A 23,776-nucleotide genomic window follows, 5' to 3' on the forward strand; every position below is an offset into this window, starting at 1 on the left:
GTCGCCTGTTCGGAGCGCAGGTTTAGAGATCGTCGACGTAACCGAGACTGCGCAGCGCGCGTTCGTCATCGGCCCAGCCGGATTTCACTTTCACCCACAGTTCAAGATGAACCGGAGCTTCGAACATTTCCTGCATGTCTTTACGCGCTTCAATACCGATGGTCTTGATTTTGGCCCCTTTGTTGCCAATAACCATCTTCTTTTGCCCTTCGCGCTCAACGAGGATCAGCCCGTTGATGTCATAACCGCCGCGCTCGTTTGACACGAAGCGTTCGATTTCCACAGTCACGGAGTACGGCAGTTCAGCGCCAAGGAAACGCATCAGCTTTTCACGGATGATTTCAGAAGCCATAAAACGCTGTGAGCGATCGGTGATGTAATCTTCCGGGAAGTGATGCTCCGCCTCCGGCAGATGCTTGCGCACGATGCCCGCGACGGTGTCGACATTCATCCCGGTTTCCGCAGAGATCGGTACGATGTCGAGGAAGTCCATCTGACTTGCCAGGAACTGCAAATGCGGCAGCAGATCGGCTTTTTCCTGCACGTTATCTACTTTGTTGACGGCCAGAATCACCGGCGCTTTACCGTCACGCAGTTTATTGAGCACCATCTCGTCATCCGGCGTCCAGCGGGTGCCTTCCACCACAAAGATCACCAGTTCAACATCACCAATGGAACTGCTAGCCGCTTTGTTCATCAGACGGTTAATCGCGCGTTTTTCTTCCATGTGCAGACCGGGGGTATCGACGTAAATCGCCTGCCAGGGCCCTTCGGTATGGATCCCGACAATACGGTGACGCGTAGTCTGCGCTTTACGGGAGGTGATCGAAATCTTCTGCCCGAGCAGGTTGTTCAACAGCGTGGATTTGCCAACATTCGGACGACCGACGATGGCAATAAATCCGCAATAGGTTTTTTCGTCGCTCATTCCAGCTCCAGTTTTTTCAACGCCTGTTCGGCGGCAGCCTGTTCCGCCTTGCGACGGCTCGAACCAGTGCCAACCACCGGTTCACTCAGGCCGCTGACCTGGCAGTGGATAGTAAATTCCTGATCGTGCGCTTCACCACGCACCTGTACCACCAGATAAGACGGCAGCGGCAGATGGCGACCCTGCAAATACTCCTGCAAACGCGTTTTCGGATCTTTTTGCTTATCGCCAGGACTGATTTCGTCCAGACGAGTCTGATACCAGTTGAGGATCAGCTTTTCGACGGTCTGAATGTCACTGTCAAGGAAAACCCCGCCAATCAACGCTTCGACGGTATCGGCCAGAATCGATTCGCGACGGAAGCCACCGCTTTTCAGTTCGCCAGGCCCTAAGCGCAGACATTCGCCCAGATCAAACTCGCGGGCTAATTCAGCCAGCGTATTCCCGCGCACCAGCGTCGCGCGCATACGGCTCATATCACCCTCGTCCACTCGCGGGAAACGGTGATACAGCGCATTTGCAATCACAAAACTTAAAATTGAGTCGCCAAGAAATTCTAAACGCTCGTTATGTTTGCTGCTGGCACTGCGATGGGTTAATGCCTGCTGCAACAACTCCTGATGAGTAAAAGTGTAGCCCAGCTTCCGTTGAAGCCGATTAATTACGATGGGGTTCATGCGATACCAATAAATAAATGCGTCAACAATTCAGCACACGAAACAGACCTGATATATGTAGCATCCTTCCGGCCGCGTTAAGCAGCTTATGTACGCTCATATAGGGGGACCAACGCTGTTTCGTGTGCCGTGGCGGCCTGGAGGCGCCAACCTGAAACTTCGGGGGAATATTCTATACACAACGACGAGGGATGTCGTTAGCCTGGGCAGATTTATCGAAGAAATAATTCACGTTGCCGTCATAACGACGACAACGTGAACGATTCGCGGCAATTAGTGGATACCACCAATGCGGCTTAAACGAACGCCAGTCGGCCATTCGCCTTCTTGTTTGTCGAAACTCATCCAGATGGCAGTGGCTTTACCGACCAGATTCGCTTCCGGGACAAAGCCCCAGTAACGGCTGTCCGCGCTGTTATCGCGGTTGTCGCCCATCATGAAATACTGGCCCGGCGGCACAATCCAGGTCGCCAGCGGCTGCCCGGACTGCTGGTAATACATCCCCACCTGATCCTGAGCAATCGGCACGGTCAGAATACGGTGCGTCACGTCGCCCAGCGTCTCTTTACGCTCGGACAGACGAATACCGTTCTCTTTCGTTTCACTCAGCGGGATCTCAAAGAAACCACTGGTGGCTTCACCACCGTTACGACGTGCAAACGTCTGCACAAAATCGCTCGGCTGAACATCGCTATAGGTGACCGGCAGGGCGTTCTCACACGCCTGACCCGAACGGCAACCCGGCTGAATAGTCACTTCTTTCGCGACCGGATCATAGGTCACTTTATCACCAGGCAAACCGACCGCTCGCTTGATGTAATCCAGCCGTGGATCTTCCGGGTATTTAAAGACCACGATATCACCGCGTTTGGGATGACCCGTTTCGATCAGGGTTTTCTGGTAAATCGGATCTTTAATACCGTAGGCAAATTTCTCCACCAGAATAAAGTCACCGATCAACAACGTCGGCATCATCGAACCCGATGGGATCTGGAAAGGTTCATAGATGAACGAACGCACAACCAGCACGATAGCCAGCACCGGGAAAACCGAAGCGCCAGTTTCCAGCCAGCCAGGCTTCGGCGAGACTTTTTTCAGCGTTGCCTTATCCAGTGAATCTCCGGCTGCAGCCTGTACCGCCGCCTGACGCTCCCGACGTTTTGGTGCGAAGATAAATTTATCCACGCACCATAAAATGCCCGTGACCAATGTGGCAATCACCAGAATCAGGGCAAACATATTCGCCATGCCAACTCCTTAAGGATTATTTGCTGTCTTTGCCGACATGCAGAATGGCGAGGAACGCTTCCTGAGGCAGCTCAACGTTACCGATCTGCTTCATCCGCTTCTTACCTTCTTTCTGCTTCTGCAACAGCTTTTTCTTACGGCTGATATCGCCGCCATAGCATTTTGCCAGAACGTTTTTACGCAACTGTTTCACAGTAGAACGCGCAATGATATGCGTCCCGATCGCCGCCTGGATCGCAATATCGAACTGTTGACGTGGGATCAGATCTTTCATCTTCTCCACCAGCTCACGACCACGGCTCTGCGAGTTATCACGGTGAGTGATCAGCGCCAGCGCATCGACACGTTCGTTGTTGATCAAGACATCAACACGCACCATGTCGGAGGCCTGGAAGCGTTTAAAGTTGTAATCCAGCGACGCATAACCGCGCGAGGTGGACTTCAGGCGGTCAAAGAAGTCGAGTACCACTTCAGCCATCGGGATTTCATAAGTCAGCGCCACCTGGTTACCGTGGTAAACCATGTTGGTCTGCACGCCACGCTTCTCAATACACAGGGTAATCACGTTACCGAGGTATGCCTGAGGCAACAGCATGTGACATTCCGCGATCGGCTCGCGCAACTCATAGATGTTATTCAGCGGTGGCAGCTTGGACGGGCTGTCGACGTAAATCGTCTCTTTCGCGGTGGTTTCGACTTCATACACAACCGTCGGCGCGGTGGTGATCAGGTCGAGATCGTATTCACGTTCCAGACGCTCCTGAATGATCTCCATGTGTAACAGACCAAGGAAGCCACAGCGGAAGCCGAAGCCCAGCGCAGTAGAACTTTCCGGCTCATAGAACAGAGAGGCGTCGTTGAGGCTAAGCTTGCCCAGCGCGTCGCGGAAGTTCTCGTAATCATCAGAGCTGACCGGGAACAGGCCCGCATAAACCTGCGGTTTTACCTTTTTGAAGCCTGGCAGCGCTTTTTCTGCCGGGTTACGTGCCTGAGTCAGGGTATCGCCAACCGGTGCGCCGAGGATGTCTTTAATCGCACACACCAGCCAACCTACCTCGCCGCACTTCAGCTCGGTACGATCAACCTGTTTAGGCGTGAAGATCCCCAGACGGTCAGCGTTATAGGTCTGACCGGTACTCATCACTTTGATTTTGTCGCCTTTACGCAGGGTGCCGTTTTTAATACGCACCAGCGAGACAACGCCGAGATAGTTATCGAACCAGGAGTCGATGATCAGCGCCTGTAACGGTCCATCCGGATCGCCCTGCGGCGGCGGAATATCACGCACCAGACGTTCCAAAACGTCGGTCACGCCCACGCCAGTTTTCGCCGAGCAGCGCACGGCATCAGTCGCATCAATACCAACGATGTCTTCAATCTCTTCGGCGACACGCTCGGGATCGGCGGCTGGCAGGTCAATTTTATTGAGGACCGGCACCACTTCGAGATCCATTTCCATCGCGGTGTAGCAGTTTGCCAGGGTTTGCGCTTCGACACCCTGCCCGGCATCCACCACCAGCAGTGCGCCTTCACAAGCGGCAAGCGAACGAGAAACTTCATACGAGAAGTCAACGTGGCCTGGGGTGTCGATGAAGTTAAGCTGGTATGTTTCACCATCAGCGGATTTGAAATCGAGCGTTACGCTCTGCGCTTTGATAGTAATACCGCGCTCACGCTCAAGATCCATCGAGTCGAGAACCTGCGCTTCCATTTCACGGTCAGACAGGCCACCGCAGATCTGAATAATACGGTCAGACAGCGTCGATTTACCGTGGTCGATGTGAGCAATGATGGAGAAATTTCTTATATTCTTCATAAATATGAATTTTTTAACTCGCTATGCTGATAATTATTTCTTGATGGACACAGCGGTGGACATTCCACAGTAACTACCCCATCAATGACTGGCGTGCATATTACACTGTAGCGCCGAAATCGTCAGCATACGATCTCTTCATTAACATACGATGTTACGTTACTTTTATAACACCGGGCAGTCATCATCACTCAGCGCGCGGTTGATGAAGAACGTTACACGACCAATAACTTTCACCTCTTCCAGCGCGCTCCCTTCTATCGCCTCGCCATCACGCCTTACCCCCGTGGGGTCCACTTAGTTTAATGGGGAGGGTATGGCAGCGTAGCGGTCGGAATCCCGACTATCGGCTTGTGAACTGTGTTGTTTTTATGTATTTTGGTGCCCATCAGAATGATCCGAATAGATAAAAATGGAATACATATCAAATTTCATGACATCACTTTACGGGGTGTCGGTATTTTTCATGTTTTTAATTGCCATTACTGTGAAAGGACTTCGGTCTGCAGGCATAGCAATCACAGCATTACCAATTATTTTTGTATTCATGGTTGTGCTGTTCGGCATGAGAACTATTGATACAGGTACAGACACGTACGCTTACTGGTCATGGTTCGAATCACTTGACGATAAGTGGACCACAAGGGACTTTGAGCCGCTGTTCACGATTATCGGACGAACAATTTCGGTATTCACTGATTCACCGTCGGTATTTTTTAGTATTGTAACAATACTAACCGTCATTTTTCTTGCAAAAGCATATACCATTAACAACAAGATTATAGTCGTTCCGCTGGCTATAGTTATGTCAGTTTCTTTTATTAGCGGCGTAGATCTTATTGCCAACGGAATAAGAAACGGGCTGGGGCTTGCTATCGCCACATTCGCTCTATTGAGATACACAACAAATGGGCGACTTATTGTATTTATGATATATGTATCGATGGCTAGCATGATCCATGCTTCTTGCGTGGCTTTCTTTGTAGCTCCGCTAGTAATAAAATATTTAAACACAAGGTATTTAAAACTAACTTTCTACGCTTACATCGCCATATTCATTGCAGAAAACTTTAAGTTACTAGACTTCGTTTTTATAAAACTGTCTGATGCGGGATTAGGTAGCCATATAATAGCAAGAATATTAGCATTCAAATACCAAGAATCAGACATGTTTAACGGATGGATAAAGTATTATTTCTTTGTAATATCGCTTATACCATACGCATTGTATAAATTTAGATATTATGTAAATAACAATATCGTCACTATTCATTATATAATGCTTATCCCTTATGCGATGATTTTTTCATCACCATCATCTTACAGGTTCAGCTATATGCCTTTCTACTTGATGGTGTTCATTCTCGCGCAGGCTGTTTTATACACTAATTCAAGGCTAAAAAGGATTTCTGTTTACGCTATGATAATAGTGATGATATTTATCACTTATACTACAAAGACATCCTTGTCTTATGAGAGCATTCTTTTTACATAATTACAATGCGTAGGGGCTTTGTTGAATAAATCAGATTTCGGGTAAGTCTCCCCCGTAGCGGGTTGTGTTTTCAGGCAATACGCACGCTTTCAGGTATACCTGCTTTCGTCATTTTGTTCAGCGCTCGTACCAGGGCCATAGCCTCCGCAACCTGACCATCGTAGTCACGCAGCGTCAGTGAACCCCCGAACAGCTGTTTTACCCGGTACATCGCCGTTTCCGCTATCGAGCGACGGTTGTAATCTGTTGTCCATTTCCACCGCGCATTACTCCCGGTCATTCGCTGATTAGCCACTGCACGGTTACGGTCTGCATATTCACCGGGCCAGTAACCCGCACCTTTTCGGGGAGGGATAAGCGCGCTGATTTTCTTACGCCGCAGTTCATCGTGACATAGCCGGGTATCGTAAGCGCCATCGGCGGCGGCTGACCTGATTTTCCGGTGGGTTTGCCGGATTAACCCGGGGAAGGCCTCTGAGTCCGTAACGTTGTTCAGCGACAGGTCAGCGCAGATGATTTCATGTGTTTTACTGTCAACGGCGAGATGCAGCTTACGCCAGATACGGCGGCGTTCCTGGCCATGCTTTTTGACTTTCCACTCGCCTTCACCGAAGACCTTCAGCCCGGTGGAATCAATTACCAGGTGTGCGATTTCACCCCGGGTGGGCGTTTTGAAACTGACATTAACCGACTTTGCCCGCCTGCTGACACAGCTGTAATCCGGGCAGCGTAGCGGAACGTTCATCAGAGAAAAAATGGAATCAATAAAGCCCTGCGCAGCCCGCAGGGTCAGCCTGAATACGCGTTTAATGACCAGCACAGTAGTGATGGCAAGGTCAGAATAGCGCTGAGGTCTGCCTCGTGAAGAAGGTGTTGCTGACTCATACCAGGCCTGAACAGCTTCATCATCCAGCCAGAAAGTTATGGAGCCACGGTTGATGAGGGCTTTATTGTAGGTGGGCCAGTTGGTGATTTTGAACTTTTGCTTTGCCACGGAACGGTCTGCGTTGTCGGGAAGATACGTGATCTGATCCTTCAACTCAGCAAAAGTTCGATTTATTCAACAAAGCCATGCGTAGGCTACAATTTGTCCTACGCAGTCGATCAAGTGGTGTATTGGTGCTACACTTCCATCCTTTCAGAGCTCACTGATTTTTTCACATGTTAAAGCTATTTAGTCGATATGTTTCGGTTGGTGTAGTGAACACCGCTATTCATTGGTTATGCTTTGTTGGTTTGCTTCACTTCTTTGGTGCCAGCCAGGCCATTTCCAATGTTACGGCATTTTGCGTGGCTGTAACTTTTAGCTTCTTCGCTAATGCAAAGTTTACTTTCAACTCTCAGGCTACGACCGGGCGTTACATTGCGTTCGTCGTATTCATGGGGGTTATGGCTATGCTTACTGGGTTTATTGCAGATCAACTCAAGGCACCACCGATTTTAACGCTTGTGGCGTTCTCGGCATTCAGCCTGATCGCGGGATTTATCTACTCAAAATTCATAATCTTTAGGGATGCTAAATGAAAATCTCTCTGATCGTTCCGGTCTTCAATGAAGAAGCCACGATACCGATTTTCTACAAAACGGTTCGGGAATTCGACGAATTAAAACAGTATGAAGTTGAGATAGTCTTCATCAATGATGGTAGCAAAGACGCTACAGAATCTATTATTAACGCATTTGCTGTGTCTGATCCGCTTGTTGTACCACTATCATTCACACGTAACTTTGGTAAAGAGCCTGCATTATTCGCCGGTCTTAATCACGCAACTGGTGATGCGGTTATCCCTATAGATGTCGACTTGCAAGATCCGATTGAGGTTATTCCTCATCTGATAGAGAAATGGCGGTCTGGGGCTGATATGGTTCTTGCAAAGCGTTCTGACCGCTCAACAGATGGCCGGCTGAAACGCAAGACCGCTGAATGGTTCTACAAACTCCACAACAAAATCAGTAATCCGCAAATTGAAGAGAACGTCGGTGACTTCCGCCTGATGTCTCGAGAAGTCGTTGAAAACATAAAACTCATGCCAGAACGTAACCTGTTCATGAAAGGTGTTCTGAGTTGGGTTGGTGGTCGAACTGATGTGGTTGAATACGCTCGTGCTGAACGTGTAGCCGGAAGCACAAAATTCAACGGATGGAAACTGTGGAACCTTGCTCTTGAGGGAATAACTAGCTTCTCTACATTCCCACTGCGCATGTGGACATATATCGGACTGGCTGTAGCTGGCATGTCATTCCTCTATGGAGCCTGGATGATAATAGGAACGCTGGCCTTTGGGAACCCAGTTAGGGGGTACCCTTCCTTGCTGGTATCAATTTTATTCTTGGGTGGCGTACAACTTATCGGCATTGGTGTTCTTGGTGAATATATTGGAAGAATTTACACAGAGGTTAAGCAAAGGCCACGATATGTGCTTAGGAAAAAAAATGATCAAAATAAATAATTTTACAAAGGTGTATATAGTGGCACTCGTTTGTGCGCTATTTGTATATGGGTATGAGATCACAAATTTCACGTTATCTATAGATGAAGAGTTTTTTGATAACTATTATCAAACTATAACATTAGGGAGATGGGGCCATGCTCTATTACGAAGCTACATACTGCCTGAACCTTTTACGCCATTCTTTACAATTATATTTTCTGTATGCCTTTTAGCACTTGCAGCTACTTTATCTGCCAGTATAGCAAAACTGGATGTTTACAAAACATCACTAATTGCAGCAGTGTATGTTTCTATCCCTCAATATGCTTATCAACTTGAGTTTGCAAATCAAAGCGATACGGTCTCAATTGGTATGGTATTGTGTACTTTGTCAGTCATGGCTTTTCATCGTGGAAATAATAAACTAATTTCTGTATGGGCGTTAGTGAGTGTCTGCCTATACATTTACGCCATCGGAATATATCAGTCTCTTTCTATACTACCAATATCCGTTATGTTATCCAACATTGCATTTATGAGTATGAGAGGAGAGGTTAACCTAAATTCGTCATTGAAAATTCTTTCTAGATATGCGGTTTTGTCAATTATATCAGTAGCGGTTTATTCTTTTATTTCCAAGGGGTTTCAGTTTTTCGCAGAAGTGCAACCAACTTCTTATTTTGACCAACTAATAAGATGGGGCAATGCTGATTTTATAAGTACACTGGTTAGTTTATTTTCATTTATCTCACGATATTTCACTGGCAAGTCGTTCTTTGGTCTTAACCTTTATGGATTGATAACTATATTTTACTTTGTGTATTTATATGAGATTCTTCGCAGAAGGAAAGTAACATTATCAAAAATCATCTACCCTTTAATTATAATCATTACGCCATTTATAATGAATATCGCTTTTGGCGGGAGTGTGCCACCTAGAACAATGGTATCGCTGGGGGTGTGTCTTTCAATGATTTTCGGGTTAAGCATCTATTACATAGATAATAAATTAATTCCTACAGTCATTGTTATTATTATGGTAAGCATCGGCTCATCCAGCGCTAGCAAGTTATTTTACTCCGATAAAAAAACACATGAAATTGATATCAGGACGGCAGAATCCATAATTAACACAATATATCGAAAATATCCTAATTTTGATCCAGTAAAAAAACCCGTTTATTTTTATGGTGGATATTTCAAGGTAACTCCGTGGAAAGTAAAAAACTCCGATGTGTTCGGTGGTTCTCACTTTTCATGGGATGGCGGCAACAACAAAAGAATAATGTCATTCATGAAAATGGAGGGCATAGCTGAGTTAAGGGGTATAAAAAGCACTGATGTGGAAAAAGCAAGGGATGCTGCTCAGAAGTTGTCATTATGGCCAAGCCCTGACTCAATTGTTGACAATGGTGATTATATCATTGTTAGGCTTGGGAAACTGCCGGGTAAAAATTAATTGATTGGCCAGTATGTACTGGCCTGTAAGTTACATAAAACCGTTATTACGATACGTCTCTTAAAGATTGTCATTCAGCCAGATGATTAGATGAAGTCGTGTGTTGGCGGTCGGAATCCTGTCTATTGATCAGTTTCCATAATTCCTCCTTAGTAAACTCCGAACGCAACGATTTGACTTGATGTTGTTATTTCGAACCAAAACTCAATTCCGCCAACGCCGCCGTTTGGTGTTGCCACTAAAGCATTGTTTGCTGAATCAAGTGACCATGTGAAACTTGGAAGACTGGCTCCGTTTCCGCTTGCTGCAACGTGGCCAGCTTTTGACAATTCTACTAATTGTTGCGTCCCTACCGACTTAACAATAAGCAGTTTATAAATGCTTATATTTCTTGCTTCGACAGATGGATGTCCATTTGAGACTACAACTGTAATTTCTCCAGAATATGTTGTATTGAATCCCTGAGTTGATTTTAGATTGCATATACCCGTTGGGGTTGAGGCGTTTACCAGTCTGTTAATTACGTGCGTTACTGGTTCATAATCAACATATCCACCATTTCTTGAGCGCCATCCTTTTGGCAGATCACAATCCCCTTTCAGGATGAGGCGGGCTCCGCTTCCTTCAACAATAACATCGGGTACAGCAGCACCGGGGCCAGCCGCGTTTGACACAGCTCCTTCAAGCCTGCATCGGGCAGTCCCTCCATTTGCAGCTTGCACAAACAACAGCGTTGGATGCCCGCTATTAGCAAGATTATTTCGATAACCAGTTATATTTTTTAGAGTCACTCCACGAATATTATCCGTAGCGCGTGTTGCAATCACAGCAAATCCAGAACGACCATTATTTTCCGAACCAGATCCCTCAACACTCAAGCCAAATGTCATGCCGGAAATAAGGTAACCATACAAGCCGTTAAAATCTGCTGCACAAGCCCTTACGCTTGAGTAATTCATATTTCCGAGGATATATCCAGTGCTCGCGTTATTTGATGCAAAGCAGTTGACTAGGTTAATTGATGTCTTTTCGGATGTTACTTCTCCTGCAGGTGGGGTGTTAGAGAAATTAAACCCGCTCCCCGAGTTGTTTCCAGATGTGCACTTTTCAAGGCTTGTTACAAAGTTATTCCCGAAGAAAAAACCGTCCCCCTCAGAAAGGTAAGCCTGCACATTTTTAAAAGTTAAGCGTGAGCCTGATTCAAATGAGAATGCGCGACGTCGCGCCCCGGTAATGCAAAAGTTTGAAAACTCGCCGTAAACAGCACCTGTAGAGTTTGATTCAATACCGTCGCTGCCAGCAGGCGCACTGGTCAGGTCGATAGATGTTGTTGTCTGCCCTTGCCCTTGGATATCGATACCAGTTTGCCCTAAAATTCGATTAATGCTGATTGGCGTTACGGAGTTCATACGGCCGCGTGGCAGTATAATTTTTCCGCCTTTCAGGTTAGGGGCATTAACAGCATCCTCTTCCGTTCGCAATTGCGCAATTGCGGCATTTACAGCGGCACCTGCGTTAGTTGAGAAGGGTTCAAAGTCAGGAGCGATGTATGTGATTTTGGCACGATCTTCACGACTTAACTTTCTGTCACCACCAGTTGCGGTATATGGACCGATAGCCTCACCGACAGTCCCAGGCGCATAGGTTTCTCCGCTGTCGTAACCAACCATTCCCGCTCCCGAAGAAGATGCGAGCATAGTACGCAATGTCGAATCACCAACTGAGAGCCATGCACCAGGTCCTTCCCCGCCTGTGGAAGCCGGAATCGAACCTGGTGGAACAACTTTCCCCCCGACAGGAAAAGTGCCTGTCCACTTGAAATACTCACCGGTGCTTTCATCCAGAAGTAATTCATTCAGATTAACTGTACCGCCATCCTGAAAAGACATGTCGTTAAGAATGACATAACCATAGGACCCGGCGGCATTAATTACCATCGTCTCAAGGCCAAACCACGTATTACGTTCCCGCCCAAAACGGTCATTCCAGATTGCCTGAGTTATGTCATTGAGCGCAAAATCAAAATTCTGCGCGTTATCGTACAAATCCTTTGCAGCAGCAGACCCCAGCGGATTGCCGGTGTTATAAGTCGTCATATAGGCCTCATAAGCGAAAAACCCGCCGAAACGAGTTGTGTTGATTTTTTTGATTAAGCTACATTGCCGGGATAAGAGGCATTGTCGTATTGATAGAAGGAGTCGCGATATTCTTTGGCCGTTACCTGGCATGTTCCGTCAGATTGTGGGGCAATTTCAGAAATAATGGCGTTATAGCCAACACGTGAAGAATCGCAGAAAATAAGGCGCGGTGGTTCAATGGCTTGGTCATTCAGGATGATATTTCCGAACTCTGGCTGTTCAGGCACAGAGATCTGATAATCCCCTGCATTGGTAGCCACCAGCAACCCGGAGGTTGTCCCATCCTGATAACGGATGAGTGCACGCGGATTATCAAAACTCCAGTCTGGTGGTTCCGTAACAGTAAATGTCGTCAGACCGTCAGCCGTGGACATACTTTCAATCAGCGCACTAACCGTCTTGCTTCCCGGTATATCGTCGGTCAGTACAACCCGATCGCCAACGTTGTAACAGAGTGCATCCAGTTCTGTGGTGGTCGTGAACGTCAAACGCTGCCTGAGATACTTCATCAGGCGCCGCATGCCGATCTGATAGGCACAGTCCCGGTCGAGCACGCCATCAAGCGTGTAGTCTTCTATTTTAACGGGGGTTGGATTACCCGGTGTCCGGCACTGTACCGTCTCCTCCGCCCATGTCGTCCCGTTGATATACGTAACGTCCACGCCGTCATAGTCGTCGTCAGAGGGAGCCACAAACGCGGTTTGAAGGTCTTCTGTCATCTCATGTGGACTGATAACACCAGACCAGGGCTTAACACCTTCACGCGCGACTGATGCCAGTCCGTCAGTCAGCAGAAAATAACTTTTCCCGGCGTTGGCTATCTTCTGCAAAACCTCCAGTACCGATGTGCTGTCTGTGGTCTCGAAGTCAAAGAACTCATTGTCAGGCGTCCAGTACATGCTTTCCAGAGCATTAATGGCGTCAGTATCCATATCCAGCCCCAGAGAGTTACCAACGTGGTACAGCGCGCCGGAAATGCTGCGTGGTGTACCTGTATCGTAAATTCTGGTGGCTACCACATTGACACGCCGATCGGACTGCGCTGCCAGTTTACCGCCGGTCTCCACAGTGACGCCCATCGTCGTGACGCCTGCATAGGATGAAGGTCGCGTGAGCAAACGACCGCGCAATGATTGCCAGTACATGTTATCGCGGCTGTTGTCCTGCCCCTGCTCGTTAGTGCGCCGGCAGCGAACTTCAACGAGGCCCGGAGAGCTTAAAGTGACGCGCTCAGTGTATCCGAGACCATTGATGTTCTGTGTATTGTACGATCCTGTTTTGCTGCTCCATCCCGATCCTGAGCCATAAACACGATACTGGATCTCCCAGCGCACCTCCCTGTTCTGCTTTCTGCCTTTTTTGTTGTAACCGCAAATTCCATTCGGGAAAAAGAAATTAACCTCAAACATATCGATTGTTTCATTTTCCGGGCACGCCATAAATGGCCCCATCCATGTATCGTTCTGGTTAACACCAGACGCATCGAAATCAAGTACGGTTCTGGCAGCGAATCCCGGCCAGGTGTTATCAACTACACCGTTGACCAGACGCCTGAGTGTTACGCTGCTGCCATCAACATCGAGAATTTTGTACTGATTGCCCGCATGGGACAGCGATAGACGAATATAACCTTCCGGAATGCCCGTAAAAGGTGCTCCGACCGAACTCTCATAGGCAAGAGTTACTGATGCAGTCACTACGTCACCGCCAGGTGGTGCTGAGTGTGGAGTGTAAGATGCAATGAAGAGGTTATAGTCGACACTGTTGTACCAGAGCGTGACTGGCATTCCGACATATGGGGCTATTTCAGCCAGATTATCACTGGTGATTCGGCTGTATGCGCCATCATTAGTAACAACAAATGAATCAGGAACGATAAGTTCAACCACTGCACCTGCAACCCACGATTCCGGTAATTCATTGGTCGCCGGATCGTCATCATCGGTACTTAACCCGTTAAATGTGATCGTACTCCCTGATACTGTCAAAGACTGCGCAACAACGTCTTCCGTATCTGGCGCGGTCTGGGCCATATCCAGACCGGCCCCAGAAGATGTTCCACCCACTTCTGTAGAGTTGAACCAGTTCTCACTACGGCGATCACCTGCGACATTCTGACCGGGTAGATACAAAGTATGGGTGAATCCATCACCCAGCGATGAAACTGGTGTGGCGCCGACACGTATATCTCCATTACCAAATGAGAACAACCCAAACCCTAAAGCGACAAACATTTCAACGGTCATCACTGTCGGGTCGTCCGGACTGAAGCGGGTTACCGGCTGCACCACGTAATCGGGGTAAATTCGACGGCGTCCGAACAACTCACGAATCGGATCGCCTAGTTTTGCCCGGTTCGCTTTCGCAGGGTTAACGTCCAGTGAATCGCCTGTCGAGGACGAAAAACCGCCCGGGTCCGCAGCACCAGGAGCAAAGAACAGTGCATAAGCAACGGAGGCAACTGAGACAGCAACAGCAACCCATGCCAGCGCAACGGCTGTGTAAGGGATCGGGAAAATTTTCACATCGCTGTCTGGTTTAACTGCAAAATCAAACCATGCCGACGGGGGGATATTTTCCCCATCAACTTCAATAGCAACCGGATGCTTCATATCAGCACGATAATTTTCAACGTTTCGCTTCATCCATTGATGAATCGTCATCGCGCCATGTTGATGCGTTTCCAGCGGTTCCCCTGGCAATCTGGAGGGGTAAAGTCTTATTGTCACGCCCAGAACTCCACTTTGACGAAGCGACGCATGAAACGCGCCAATGGCAGAAATGTAACGTTTGTTTTATGGTTACACTCTGCAACGTAAAGCTGGCCATTGATATCTACTACCACGGCGACATGTGCCACTGTTGAACCGGAATAGCATGCAACTCCGGCCCCCTCACACGGTTCACACCGACGAAGAGAACGCATAAGCTTTCGTGCTTCCCGGTCAAGTCCGCCGTTATCCTTGGTTACCCCGGCAAAATCTGGCCATTCAGGAAGGCCGATATCACGGCGTACTTCATTCAGCACCCCAAAGCAGTCAAGTTCCGGGTAAACGCGCCCACCTTTCAGCCATTTCACCGAAAGGTATTTATCAGGATTAAACATATGGCCTCCGGAATTAAGGCAATAAAAAACCCCGTATGAACGGGGTCTGGAATGTGTTTTACAGATTGTTCAATAAAGACTGGATATGTAAGAGTTGACTGGATCCGGTAGCAAGTCTTGCGGATGGTCACCACCAAACGTAGCCCACTTGCTTTTACCACTAATAATCGTTGAGGCAATCCGATCGTTGGACTCTGCGTTATAAATTGTGATTTTAACTTCAATTTTATCCGGAATTCCTGACCACTCGGTTGCCCTGTCCTCCCAGTGAAGTATTTGCGGAATAACATAGTATCCATGACTGATAGCATGTTTACTTTTCAGGCAGGTAATATCTTCACAATCAGCATAAATTGTTACGCTATCAGAGTGGCGCAAAAACGCAGATTTTAATGCAGTAGCCGTTGAATTTCCGGAACCCGCATATGTACGGGTTTCATACACGCCATCAGATGGCATGGAAATAGCAACTGGAGCATCTTTGATCAACTGCTCGGTATTGTTCTGAATATTGCTCGTGTTGTATTTAGCTGAACACCCAGCCAGTAAAATTACGGCAGAAACCAGCAAAAATCGTTTCACTTTTCTATCCCTGTCAGTTTGAAGATTCTTATATTATCAAGGATTATTTCGACTGAACATCAACTCATGTACCGAAGGCCAGGATAGAACGGGAGTGTGTAGCGATAGCGGGGCCAGGCGGTATCCAGAACATTCATGTATCCAGCGATAATTTGCGCCTGAGTTGCCGTCCAATACCCACTTTTCACCTTAAGAGTGAACGGGCGTTCCGCAGGAGCTGCTAAATCGTTGGAGGTGTATTTTCGATAAGTCATCGTTGCACCACGAAGATTATCCAGCGCATTACGAATTGCTGTTGATGCCTCTCCATCGATATTACTTACTGCAAACTGCAGATCCTGAGTTCCGTCACTGTTACGAGCCGGAAGCGCAACGGCGATGGCGCTGGCAATAAATGTCACTTCCTCACCTGACTCCGTCACCGCCGTTACATCGTCGTAACCATCACAAAGATAAAGAACGTCATCACCGATAGTGATCTGCAGAGTTTCAATAATTACCTCTTCTCCGGAAGAAGCATAGAGTCGATTCAGTATGGTCATGCCTCAGGCCACTCTCTGTTAAGCGCAATATCAATGATGTTGCTGTTGATGATGTAGTCCGGGAACTCCGCCCAACCATCTCCAAGAACCGGACGAGTCCATAACCGCCGGTGATTTCGGATCCCCATGTGTTGGCTCCGGCCACACTATCGGTTTCCCGTCACAGCGCATAACCATGAAGAAGCGTTTTCTGATCGTCGGCGCACCGTAGTCACAGGCGCGCAGTTCCCGATACTCAACAACATAACCCAGACCTTTTACCAACCTGGCGGCGTCATCGCTGTCGAGAGGAATACCCAGGAATTCACAGCACTCCATCAGCGCAGGATGATTGGGAGAAATCCCCGTCGTTAGCATAGCGACGAAAGCCCGGAAGGTTTCGCCAACACGTTCAGGATCCGGGCGCATTTCACCAGCAAGAAGCGGCCCCCATGTTTTAAACTCTTCGACGTTCTCCAGCTTCATAACACGAGGCTTAACATCAAGCCCCCAGCGCAGTGTCACCCAAGCCAGACCGCGTATCGCTTTTTCAACAGGCTTCGCACCCTTGGCCTTGGAAAAGTGGCGGCAATCCGGGGAAAACCACGCGAGCGCAACCGGGCGGCCAGCAGTCGCAACTTTTGGGCTGACATCGTAAACAGATTCGCAGTAGTGCAACGTATCAGGATGGTTTGTCGTGTGCATCGCCACGGCGTTTTCATCGTGGTTTATCGCAATATCAACGCTGCGCCCGATCGCCATTTCAATGCCGGTTGACGCTCCGCCGCCACCAGCGAAATTATCAACAATGATTTCTCTCACGCGTATTTCTCCATCGCGCTTGCCAGCGAACGGGCAGCAGTAACAATTGACGGTACCGGCATTTTTTCCAGCCACATCCGGTTGATGTGATGCTGCAGGCGGCGCTGGTGGTGAGAAAGGAGATCACTGGCATTCTCGACCTGAGAAAAAACCATTTTCACTTCCGCTGGCCAGACGGTTTCAGGAACATCCACCAGCAGCAGATTTTCCAGCTCAATAATCCGGTTGGTTGCGTATTGCAGTAGTTGATCCATCACTTCGTCTCCCGCCATGCCCGCTTATTACATCTCGGGAAGCGTTCTAGCCTCCATATCCAAATCATCCACAACATCTTATTAAATTCAGGTAGTGCCCGATAATCATCAGCACTCATTTCGAGGGCCTTGAATCGCCACTTTGCCACCTTGACCACCCGCCACAGCATCACCATACAAAACAGAGTGCAAACAACAAGGAAACCGAAAAAAAGATAAGTACTCACCTCACTCCTCCTGCTGCGGTGCTGCTGGCAGTGGCATCCAATGGGTTACCAATATGTGCTCTATACAGCATGCGGCGGCCACATCTACTCTGTCGAAAAACAGCCCTGAATGCTCATCAAAGAACGATACAAAGCAATGCCCCATCCTGTTCCTGGTTAGAACCTCCTGCTCGTCTTCCGGCATCCGCTCGCTGCACTTAATCCAGCCATCCTGAATCACCGGAGAGTTGCCATCGGATAATGGCATATCCGGCCCCTTGCGTATCGCCTTTGACAATTCGATAGGGTCATCGTAAAGCCAGTCGCCAGTTTCCGGATGATTTGCTTTTGCCAGTTGTGCTGCCCATTCCAGCCCGTCTTTGTGCCCTTGCAGGTAGTCCAGCGGTAATTCATCGCAATTACTTGCAGGTTCGGCACCCTGAAGCATGGCGGCGCGGCAAGCGTTCCAGCCCACGCATTCTGCATCAATCCCTTTGACGATCGGCGGAATGCGGCCGCTATTCATCCCTGATTTGCGGCTCGCGTTCCAACCAGATGCGAATAGGGTCTGATTAACGCCTGGCGGACATATTTCATTGATGTTACGGTGCGTCGCAGGTTCAGGGATGACAATCTCATTCGTCACCGCCTCCGCCTCGATCGATGCCAGCGCGATACGCGCCAGCTCGCGCACAACTTCTGGCGGTGCGTATCTATCGTTCAGCTCGTCCCACAAACCGCACATCTTCGCGCTGTTATCAGGGTGAACATCATCGTTAGTGCCAGCCAGTGCGGTAATAACTTCATCGGCAGCATCAATAATTTTTTGTGTCTGTTCTTTGGTAATAGTGGTCATGCTGCACGCTCCTGTTTCTCAATATCTGCGGTCAACTCGCGGATAGGAATGCGATTCATGTGCATCGTGTATCCGGTACGCGTTTCAAGCGCGGCATATTGCTCCAGCAATTCGGGATGGTGACGCGCGCCATTCCTCAGGTCGTTACGGCTTGCCATGATGCAGAAGACGCAACTCAGTCGCTCATTGCCCAGAGCATAGGCGTAGTGCGGCTGCTGCCCAGATTCGCGGATGGCTGCAAAAACCTCGTCTGTATTCATCTCGTGAACCGGCAACCACTCGTACCAGGTCAGCACCGAGTTGGAATCTGTCTCGTTTTTACGGAATACCTGCCGCTTGGCGCGCCCAGGCGACTCTTGCGCGCGCAGACCGAGGCAGTTCACGATGGTTTTAAAACCATTGGCCTTTGCGTACCGACGGACTTCTCGCTGGATGGGGCCGCGCTTCAGGTCACTGGTGCATTGCCGGGTGCTGGCGGATGGCCAGCTCGGTACTTCCGGACGGTTCGCAAAGCGTCGTGCGACCATTTCCAGCAGAGTTTTGCGCGCAGTGGCGACAACGAACGGCAGATCAGCAGCCTTCGCCTGGTCGCGAGCCAACTCGAGCGCACCAGGCCATTCAACCGCGCCAAGCGACGCATGAACAACGACGAGTTGACGCGCCGGGATGACATCAAGCAACTTGATCAGCATCGCCTGACTGTCTTTTCCGCCTGAGTGGTTGGATACAAACAACGCGCCTGCTTCAATCAGTGATTGGATACCGGTGATCATTGTGCGGCCTCCCGGTTCAAAGTCATGGCATCAACAGCCATCAGTCGTTTGTTACACAGCCAACTGACCATCTGCGGAGCTATCTCAAATTTTTCGGCAATATCACATACCCGCATTCCGTCATCACGTAGCGCACACATCAGCTCGACATCTTCATCCGGATATTTTGTGCTCCAGTGTGAATCGCCACATTTCGCCAGACTTACACCCAGCAGTTTCGCGCGGCGATAGATATTCTCTGTAGAACGCCCAAGTAATAGCGCTATCTCTTTTGCAGTTAACGAGTGACGATTACGACGAATAAATCGATCATCATCCATGGTGAAGGCGATGTGCTTCGGTTGCAGCAGGCCTGCGTGGCGAAGCTGGCGGGCGTGATATCGCGTCGCTGCCTCGCTCCGATTCAGCCTCAAACCTATTTCCCTGAAAGTGGCTGTCGGGTACATTGCGATCAACGTTTCATCCTCAGCGACCGTCCATGCACGCATATGCGCAGGACATTTGCCGGGAACACCCATTTTTTTCATAGAGAAGAAGCTCATTTCCCCTCCCCGATAAATAAACTCAGCGCACGGCGATGTTTGTTAACTTCCCGAACGGCTACACGGAGTTTCTCCAGTCCTTGCAGGTTGGATTTGACTTTGCGGATCTTGTTGCTGATTTCCCGTAGTGATGGGATCTGCATTGGCTGAGATGGTTTTCTCAGTACAGGGATGCTCTCCAAGAATTCTTCTGTCCTGGTGTTGGTCGGTTCCGGTTCTGCCGATGGCGCCAGCGCAGGAAGCATTGCAACTTTCGGCGTGATCTCAATTTCCGGTAGTTCTGCAAACACTGGCTCCGGGTTAATTTTCGTTTCGTCAGGAAGTCCCCACTTAACGCCTTTCCCCTGACCGATTTTTTTAATGTGTCTGCGCTTTGCCATCAGGCATAGATTTGACGCTAAGCCTCTTACTCCACTGACAAAAACCGGGCTCGAATATGAAATAGCACTTGGCCTGATCGCCCGTAACAAAGAGTTCGATATTTACAGCCCTTCCTTCGAGATCGATGTTGAAGCCAACGCCATTATGAATCTCTCCCGCTCAGGGGAAGATAACGTACTCGATGAATTTATTGCGACCTGCAAATTGTTTGAAGAAATGCCTGGTGGGATGGATTACTCCCGCGCCTGCAATGTCGCTACGGTAAAAACAACGCCAGAGGAACTGTTTAAATCTCCTTTCCGTCATCGCGAGTATCTCAATCGTGTCATGACTGAAACCGACCACGCTCACCCGGATGAAATGATCGTTGATATCGCCTGCGGTCGCTCATCAATGCCAATGCCTCAGAAGGTAACAGCAGAAGAAGTAAATAAAATCCTTGCGGCTTCACGTGGTGATTACGTTGAAGGAATCAGCGACCCGAACGATCCGAAATGGGTGAAGACAGAGACAAGCCAGCAGACCACGCAACCGGAAAAAGCTGCCGATGGCATTTTTGACGCTGCCGCTTTAATCAAGAACTCTTCGACTCATGGCACTAAAAAGGATCCGGAGACCACCAGCAATGTGCAGGTTCAAGAAACTAACGGTGATGAAAAACAGGCTGGTGATGCGCTGTACGCAGGCGAAAGTAATCTGGGGAATGGTGAAGAAGCAGATGCCGGAGAGCGGGCCATTCTGAACCAGAGTCAGGCTGAAACGCACCAAAATGACGACTCAGTAAACCATTCTGAACCAGAAGTGCAACAAAATGCGCCGGAAACGCAACAGGAGGAACCGGCACCGGAGTGGCCGTCATACTTCGAGCCTGGCCGTTATGAAGGCGTGCCGAACGACGTTTATCACGCCGCGAATGGTATCAGTTCAACGATGGTGAAAGACGCACGAGTGAGCCTGATGTATTACGACGGCCGCCACGTATCTAAAACCATAAAGAAAGAACGCTCCAAAGTTCTGGATATGGGAAATCTGGTGCATGCGCTGGCGTTACAGCCTGAAATTCTGGATGAAGAATTCAGCATTGAACCGGTTATCCCGGAAGGCGCTCTCACGACGACAGCAACCATCCGCGCAGTTATCGACGACTACAACAATGATCTGCCGGTGCAGCTCAGCGCAGACGATATTAAAAGGTTCCTGGAGGAATACAACGCCACCCTGCCACAGCCAATTCCGTTAGGAGATGATGTTACCCAAACTGGCGAAAGCTACATGTCGTTACCACCTGAATTCCAGCGTGTGGAGGAAGGCCAAAAAGTTACAGCAGCCAAAATGAAGGCATGCATCAGGGAATACAACGCCACCCTGCCGGCGCAAATGAAAACCAGCGGTAGCCGCGACACGCTACTGGAGCAATTGGCAATCATCAATCCTGATCTCGTTGCGCAGGAAGCACAGAAACCTCAACCGTTGAAAGTATCTGGTACCAAAGCGGATCTGATTCAGTCAGTGAAATCCGTCAAACCTGACACAGTGTTCGCCGACGAGCTGCTTGACGCATGGCGCGAAAACCCAGGCGATAAAATCCTGGTTACCCGTCAGCAGTACGCCACCGCGCTGGCTATCCAGTCTGCGCTCTACACCCACCCTGAAGCAGGCAAGTTACTGCAAAACCCAACACGTGCCGTTGAAGTCAGCTATTTCGGCATTGATGACGACACCGGGCTTGAAATCCGTGTTCGCCCGGATGTTGAACTCGAGTACGAAGGTCTGCGTATCGGCTTCGACCTGAAAACAATCAGCATGTGGGATGTGAAGGAAGATGCCCTGAAATCACGGCTTCACCGCGAAATAACCATGCGCGATTACCACCTCAGCGCCGGTATGTACTGCAACGTTGCCGACCTGGACAAATTCGCGTGGATCTTCGTGAACAAAGATGAAGGTTATCACTGGGTGGCTGTTGTGTGGGCTTCGGAATCACTGCTGGAACTCGGAAAGCTTGAGTATCGCCAGACGATTCGTTCCATCGCGAACGCCATGGACACAGGCGAATGGCCAGCACCGATAACTGAAGACTACACCGACGAACTGAACGATTACGACCTGCGCCGTCTCGATGCGCTTCGTGAAATGGCTTAAGGGGGAAACTATGGAAAACAAAAACATAACTGTTGCCGATCAGAATGCAGTAGTTAACTCAAACATTGCTTTGTTTGACTCGCAGTACCTGAACGCTATCAGTGCCTTCGCTCAGATGATGTCTCAGGGTTCTGCAACGGTTCCTCGCCATCTGCAGGGTAATGCAGCAGATTGCATGGCAGTAGCTATGCAGGCCGCACAATGGCAGATGAATCCTTTCGCTGTGGCGCAGAAAACGCACCTTATCAATGGTGTGCTGGGTTACGAAGCACAACTGGTTAACGCAGTTATTTCCCGCAGTGGTGTACTGGCAAGCCGTTTTGAATATGAATGGTATGGCCCATGGGAAAAGGTCATCGGCAAATTCAACATCAAAAAAGGTGAAAAAGGCGAGTACCGCGTACCGGGTTGGGCAATGGCTGATGAAGAAGGTATCGGCATCATTATCAAAGCGCGCCTGAAAGGTGAGGATCAACCGCGAGAACTCGACCTGCTGCTTGCTCAGGCACGAGTTCGTAACTCCACTCTCTGGGCTGACGATCCGCGCCAGCAACTTGCTTACCTCGCAGTGAAACGCTGGGCTCGCCTTTTCTGCCCTGACGTCATTCTTGGCGTCTACACCCCAGACGAACTCGAAGAGCGGGAAGAGAAAATTATCAACCCTGCCCAGAGCACCCAAAGCATCACCATGCAGGATATTAATGCCGATAACCTGCAGACCGCCGGTGCGCAGGAATCTGATGTAAACATCGATGATGCTGCAGAGAAATTCCGTGCGCGCATTGATTCGGCTGAGACGCTGGAAGATGCAACTGCTGTGGGAAACGATATCAATACGGCAAAACCTGCATTAGGTACGGCATTGTTCACTGAGTTGAAGAATAAAGCTACCCGCCGTTATCACCTGGTTAAGCATCGCGCCATGCTTGATGAAGCAATCAACAGTCTGCCACAGCCTGACGCACCGGATGCTGCAACATGCTTTGAAGTGGTAGAGAAAAAACTCTCCGCTGCGAAGCGACATCTTGGCGACGAGCTGCACGATAAGTACCGCATAACTCTTGACGACATGAAACCGGAATACATCGGCTAATTGAATAGGGAGGGGTAACACCCTCCATCACAGGGGGTTTTATGCGCCTTATCAACCGCAGTAAGCAATCGCCATTGGGCCGCCGGGCATGTGATGCAGCACTGGCAAAGCATGTTGAACGATACGGTGACTATGGTCGCAGCGAAAGGAAGGAAACATACACGGTGAACGTGGACGGAGTGAAGATCTGGGTAGAAGTGGTCAACCGTCATAAGAGCTATGTGGCAACCGCTATGACTGGCATGCGCCGTCTGAGAACTCTGCCTGGTCGGTTTAACTGATAACGAATAATCAATAACGGCCCC

At 49.1% G+C, this 23,776-nt stretch carries 22 protein-coding genes and 2 pseudogenes; 7 read left to right on the forward strand and 17 right to left on the reverse strand.

Going from position 1 to position 23,776, the window contains the following annotated elements:
• Positions 1-22 precede the first annotated feature (22 nt).
• From era to ACQ0PY_RS17510, 5 genes are all read right to left on the reverse strand, one after another.
• Complete coding sequence (gene era, locus ACQ0PY_RS17490) at positions 23-928, reverse strand: GTPase Era (protein ID WP_042999782.1); 906 nt, start codon at positions 926-928, stop codon at positions 23-25.
• Positions 925-1,605: a ribonuclease III gene (rnc, locus tag ACQ0PY_RS17495; protein ID WP_042291512.1), complete on the reverse strand. Its 681-nt coding sequence runs from the start codon at positions 1,603-1,605 to the stop codon at positions 925-927. Before rnc ends, era begins: the two co-directional genes overlap by 4 nt.
• A 273-nt stretch (positions 1,606-1,878) precedes the next feature.
• The gene (gene lepB / locus ACQ0PY_RS17500) at positions 1,879-2,853 is read right to left on the reverse strand and encodes a signal peptidase I (RefSeq protein WP_042999781.1); all 975 of its coding nucleotides are present in this window, start codon (positions 2,851-2,853) and stop codon (positions 1,879-1,881) included.
• A gap of 16 nt (positions 2,854-2,869) precedes the next feature.
• Positions 2,870-4,669 (reverse strand): translation elongation factor 4, encoded by a 1,800-nt coding sequence (gene lepA, locus ACQ0PY_RS17505; protein ID WP_042999780.1) that lies wholly within the window; start codon positions 4,667-4,669, stop codon positions 2,870-2,872.
• A gap of 165 nt (positions 4,670-4,834) precedes the next feature.
• Positions 4,835-4,966 carry a hypothetical protein gene (locus tag ACQ0PY_RS17510; RefSeq protein ID WP_446894157.1) on the reverse strand — a complete coding sequence of 44 codons (132 nt, stop codon included), beginning with the start codon at positions 4,964-4,966 and terminating at the stop codon, positions 4,835-4,837.
• Between the two features lie 169 nt (positions 4,967-5,135).
• On the opposite strand from ACQ0PY_RS17510, the gene ACQ0PY_RS17515 reads away from it, so the two are divergent.
• A complete protein-coding gene (locus ACQ0PY_RS17515; protein WP_446894158.1) occupies positions 5,136-6,164 on the forward strand; it encodes an EpsG family protein in 1,029 nt (342 codons plus the stop codon).
• 70 nt (positions 6,165-6,234) lie between these two features.
• Here ACQ0PY_RS17515 and ACQ0PY_RS17520 read toward each other — a convergent pair whose 3' ends face one another.
• On the reverse strand, positions 6,235-7,203 hold the full coding sequence (locus ACQ0PY_RS17520; protein WP_489670793.1) for an IS5-like element IS903B family transposase: 969 nt from the start codon (positions 7,201-7,203) through the stop codon (positions 6,235-6,237).
• 122 nt (positions 7,204-7,325) lie between these two features.
• Here ACQ0PY_RS17520 and ACQ0PY_RS17525 point away from each other — a divergent pair, with 122 nt between their 5' ends.
• Genes ACQ0PY_RS17525 through ACQ0PY_RS17535 form a run of 3 tightly spaced genes read left to right on the forward strand, consistent with a single transcriptional unit; the run spans position 7,326 to position 10,055 of the window.
• Positions 7,326-7,688, forward strand: coding sequence for a GtrA family protein (locus ACQ0PY_RS17525; protein WP_354655354.1), 363 nt, complete (start codon positions 7,326-7,328; stop codon positions 7,686-7,688).
• Positions 7,685-8,614 carry a glycosyltransferase family 2 protein gene (locus ACQ0PY_RS17530; protein WP_446894160.1) on the forward strand — a complete coding sequence of 310 codons (930 nt, stop codon included), beginning with the start codon at positions 7,685-7,687 and terminating at the stop codon, positions 8,612-8,614. Before ACQ0PY_RS17525 ends, ACQ0PY_RS17530 begins: the two co-directional genes overlap by 4 nt.
• A 19-nt stretch (positions 8,615-8,633) precedes the next feature.
• Entirely contained in the window at positions 8,634-10,055 is a 1,422-nt protein-coding gene (locus ACQ0PY_RS17535) for a glucosyltransferase domain-containing protein (RefSeq protein ID WP_446894161.1), read from the forward strand.
• 149 nt (positions 10,056-10,204) lie between these two features.
• Here the strand turns inward: ACQ0PY_RS17535 and ACQ0PY_RS17540 are convergent, their stop codons facing one another.
• From ACQ0PY_RS17540 to ACQ0PY_RS17590, 11 genes and pseudogenes are all read right to left on the reverse strand, one after another.
• Entirely contained in the window at positions 10,205-12,151 is a 1,947-nt protein-coding gene (locus tag ACQ0PY_RS17540; RefSeq protein WP_446894162.1) for a tail fiber/spike domain-containing protein, read from the reverse strand.
• 53 nt (positions 12,152-12,204) lie between these two features.
• A complete protein-coding gene (locus ACQ0PY_RS17545) occupies positions 12,205-14,922 on the reverse strand; it encodes a host specificity factor TipJ family phage tail protein (RefSeq protein ID WP_446894163.1) in 2,718 nt (905 codons plus the stop codon).
• Complete coding sequence (locus tag ACQ0PY_RS17550) at positions 14,919-15,299, reverse strand: nitrite transporter (RefSeq protein ID WP_446894164.1); 381 nt, start codon at positions 15,297-15,299, stop codon at positions 14,919-14,921. The genes ACQ0PY_RS17545 and ACQ0PY_RS17550 overlap by 4 nt, the downstream gene beginning before the upstream one ends.
• Before the next feature lie 69 nt (positions 15,300-15,368).
• Positions 15,369-15,881, reverse strand: a complete 513-nt coding sequence (locus ACQ0PY_RS17555; protein WP_109740528.1) for a DUF4823 domain-containing protein — start codon at positions 15,879-15,881, stop codon at positions 15,369-15,371.
• A gap of 59 nt (positions 15,882-15,940) precedes the next feature.
• Positions 15,941-16,423, reverse strand: coding sequence for a DUF1833 family protein (locus tag ACQ0PY_RS17560; protein ID WP_130097135.1), 483 nt, complete (start codon positions 16,421-16,423; stop codon positions 15,941-15,943).
• A gap of 99 nt (positions 16,424-16,522) precedes the next feature.
• Positions 16,523-17,224 (reverse strand): annotated as a pseudogene (locus ACQ0PY_RS17565) (DNA cytosine methyltransferase); the annotation flags it as partial.
• Entirely contained in the window at positions 17,221-17,478 is a 258-nt protein-coding gene (locus tag ACQ0PY_RS17570; protein ID WP_418225155.1) for a hypothetical protein, read from the reverse strand. The gene ACQ0PY_RS17570 and the pseudogene ACQ0PY_RS17565, both read right to left, overlap by 4 nt.
• Before the next feature lie 228 nt (positions 17,479-17,706).
• On the reverse strand, positions 17,707-18,540 hold the full coding sequence (locus ACQ0PY_RS17575; protein ID WP_446894165.1) for a DUF551 domain-containing protein: 834 nt from the start codon (positions 18,538-18,540) through the stop codon (positions 17,707-17,709).
• Positions 18,537-19,313, reverse strand: coding sequence for a phosphoadenosine phosphosulfate reductase domain-containing protein (locus ACQ0PY_RS17580; protein ID WP_446894166.1), 777 nt, complete (start codon positions 19,311-19,313; stop codon positions 18,537-18,539). The genes ACQ0PY_RS17575 and ACQ0PY_RS17580 overlap by 4 nt, the downstream gene beginning before the upstream one ends.
• Positions 19,310-19,840 carry a hypothetical protein gene (locus tag ACQ0PY_RS17585; RefSeq protein WP_446894167.1) on the reverse strand — a complete coding sequence of 177 codons (531 nt, stop codon included), beginning with the start codon at positions 19,838-19,840 and terminating at the stop codon, positions 19,310-19,312. Before ACQ0PY_RS17585 ends, ACQ0PY_RS17580 begins: the two co-directional genes overlap by 4 nt.
• An 11-nt stretch (positions 19,841-19,851) precedes the next feature.
• Positions 19,852-20,235 (reverse strand): hypothetical protein, encoded by a 384-nt coding sequence (locus ACQ0PY_RS17590; RefSeq protein ID WP_446894168.1) that lies wholly within the window; start codon positions 20,233-20,235, stop codon positions 19,852-19,854.
• A gap of 4 nt (positions 20,236-20,239) precedes the next feature.
• Here ACQ0PY_RS17590 and ACQ0PY_RS17595 point away from each other — a divergent pair.
• The 3 genes and pseudogenes from ACQ0PY_RS17595 to ACQ0PY_RS17605 all read left to right on the forward strand — a co-directional run.
• Positions 20,240-22,378 (forward strand): annotated as a pseudogene (locus ACQ0PY_RS17595) (exonuclease family protein); the annotation flags it as partial.
• Between the two features lie 10 nt (positions 22,379-22,388).
• Entirely contained in the window at positions 22,389-23,471 is a 1,083-nt protein-coding gene (locus ACQ0PY_RS17600; RefSeq protein WP_446894169.1) for a RecT family recombinase, read from the forward strand.
• A gap of 41 nt (positions 23,472-23,512) precedes the next feature.
• Entirely contained in the window at positions 23,513-23,752 is a 240-nt protein-coding gene (locus tag ACQ0PY_RS17605) for a DUF4060 family protein (RefSeq protein WP_378076564.1), read from the forward strand.
• Positions 23,753-23,776 lie beyond the last annotated feature (24 nt).

Source organism: Citrobacter sp. LST-B2 (assembly GCF_057983045.1).

Coding starts and splice junctions, on each gene's coding strand:
- ACQ0PY_RS17605 (WP_378076564.1), top strand. CDS start 23,513: ATGCGCCTTATCAACCGCAGTAAGCAATCGCCATTGGGCCGCCGGGCA.
- rnc (WP_042291512.1), bottom strand. CDS start 1,605: ATGAACCCCATCGTAATTAATCGGCTTCAACGGAAGCTGGGCTACACT.
- ACQ0PY_RS17550 (WP_446894164.1), bottom strand. CDS start 15,299: ATGTTTAATCCTGATAAATACCTTTCGGTGAAATGGCTGAAAGGTGGG.
- lepB (WP_042999781.1), bottom strand. CDS start 2,853: ATGGCGAATATGTTTGCCCTGATTCTGGTGATTGCCACATTGGTCACG.
- ACQ0PY_RS17570 (WP_418225155.1), bottom strand. CDS start 17,478: ATGGATCAACTACTGCAATACGCAACCAACCGGATTATTGAGCTGGAA.
- ACQ0PY_RS17560 (WP_130097135.1), bottom strand. CDS start 16,423: ATGACCATACTGAATCGACTCTATGCTTCTTCCGGAGAAGAGGTAATT.
- era (WP_042999782.1), bottom strand. CDS start 928: ATGAGCGACGAAAAAACCTATTGCGGATTTATTGCCATCGTCGGTCGT.
- ACQ0PY_RS17585 (WP_446894167.1), bottom strand. CDS start 19,840: ATGAAAAAAATGGGTGTTCCCGGCAAATGTCCTGCGCATATGCGTGCA.
- ACQ0PY_RS17515 (WP_446894158.1), top strand. CDS start 5,136: ATGTTTTTAATTGCCATTACTGTGAAAGGACTTCGGTCTGCAGGCATA.
- ACQ0PY_RS17580 (WP_446894166.1), bottom strand. CDS start 19,313: ATGATCACCGGTATCCAATCACTGATTGAAGCAGGCGCGTTGTTTGTA.
- ACQ0PY_RS17540 (WP_446894162.1), bottom strand. CDS start 12,151: ATGACGACTTATAACACCGGCAATCCGCTGGGGTCTGCTGCTGCAAAG.
- ACQ0PY_RS17525 (WP_354655354.1), top strand. CDS start 7,326: ATGTTAAAGCTATTTAGTCGATATGTTTCGGTTGGTGTAGTGAACACC.
- lepA (WP_042999780.1), bottom strand. CDS start 4,669: ATGAAGAATATAAGAAATTTCTCCATCATTGCTCACATCGACCACGGT.
- ACQ0PY_RS17600 (WP_446894169.1), top strand. CDS start 22,389: ATGGAAAACAAAAACATAACTGTTGCCGATCAGAATGCAGTAGTTAAC.
- ACQ0PY_RS17530 (WP_446894160.1), top strand. CDS start 7,685: ATGAAAATCTCTCTGATCGTTCCGGTCTTCAATGAAGAAGCCACGATA.
- ACQ0PY_RS17590 (WP_446894168.1), bottom strand. CDS start 20,235: ATGGCAAAGCGCAGACACATTAAAAAAATCGGTCAGGGGAAAGGCGTT.
- ACQ0PY_RS17575 (WP_446894165.1), bottom strand. CDS start 18,540: ATGACCACTATTACCAAAGAACAGACACAAAAAATTATTGATGCTGCC.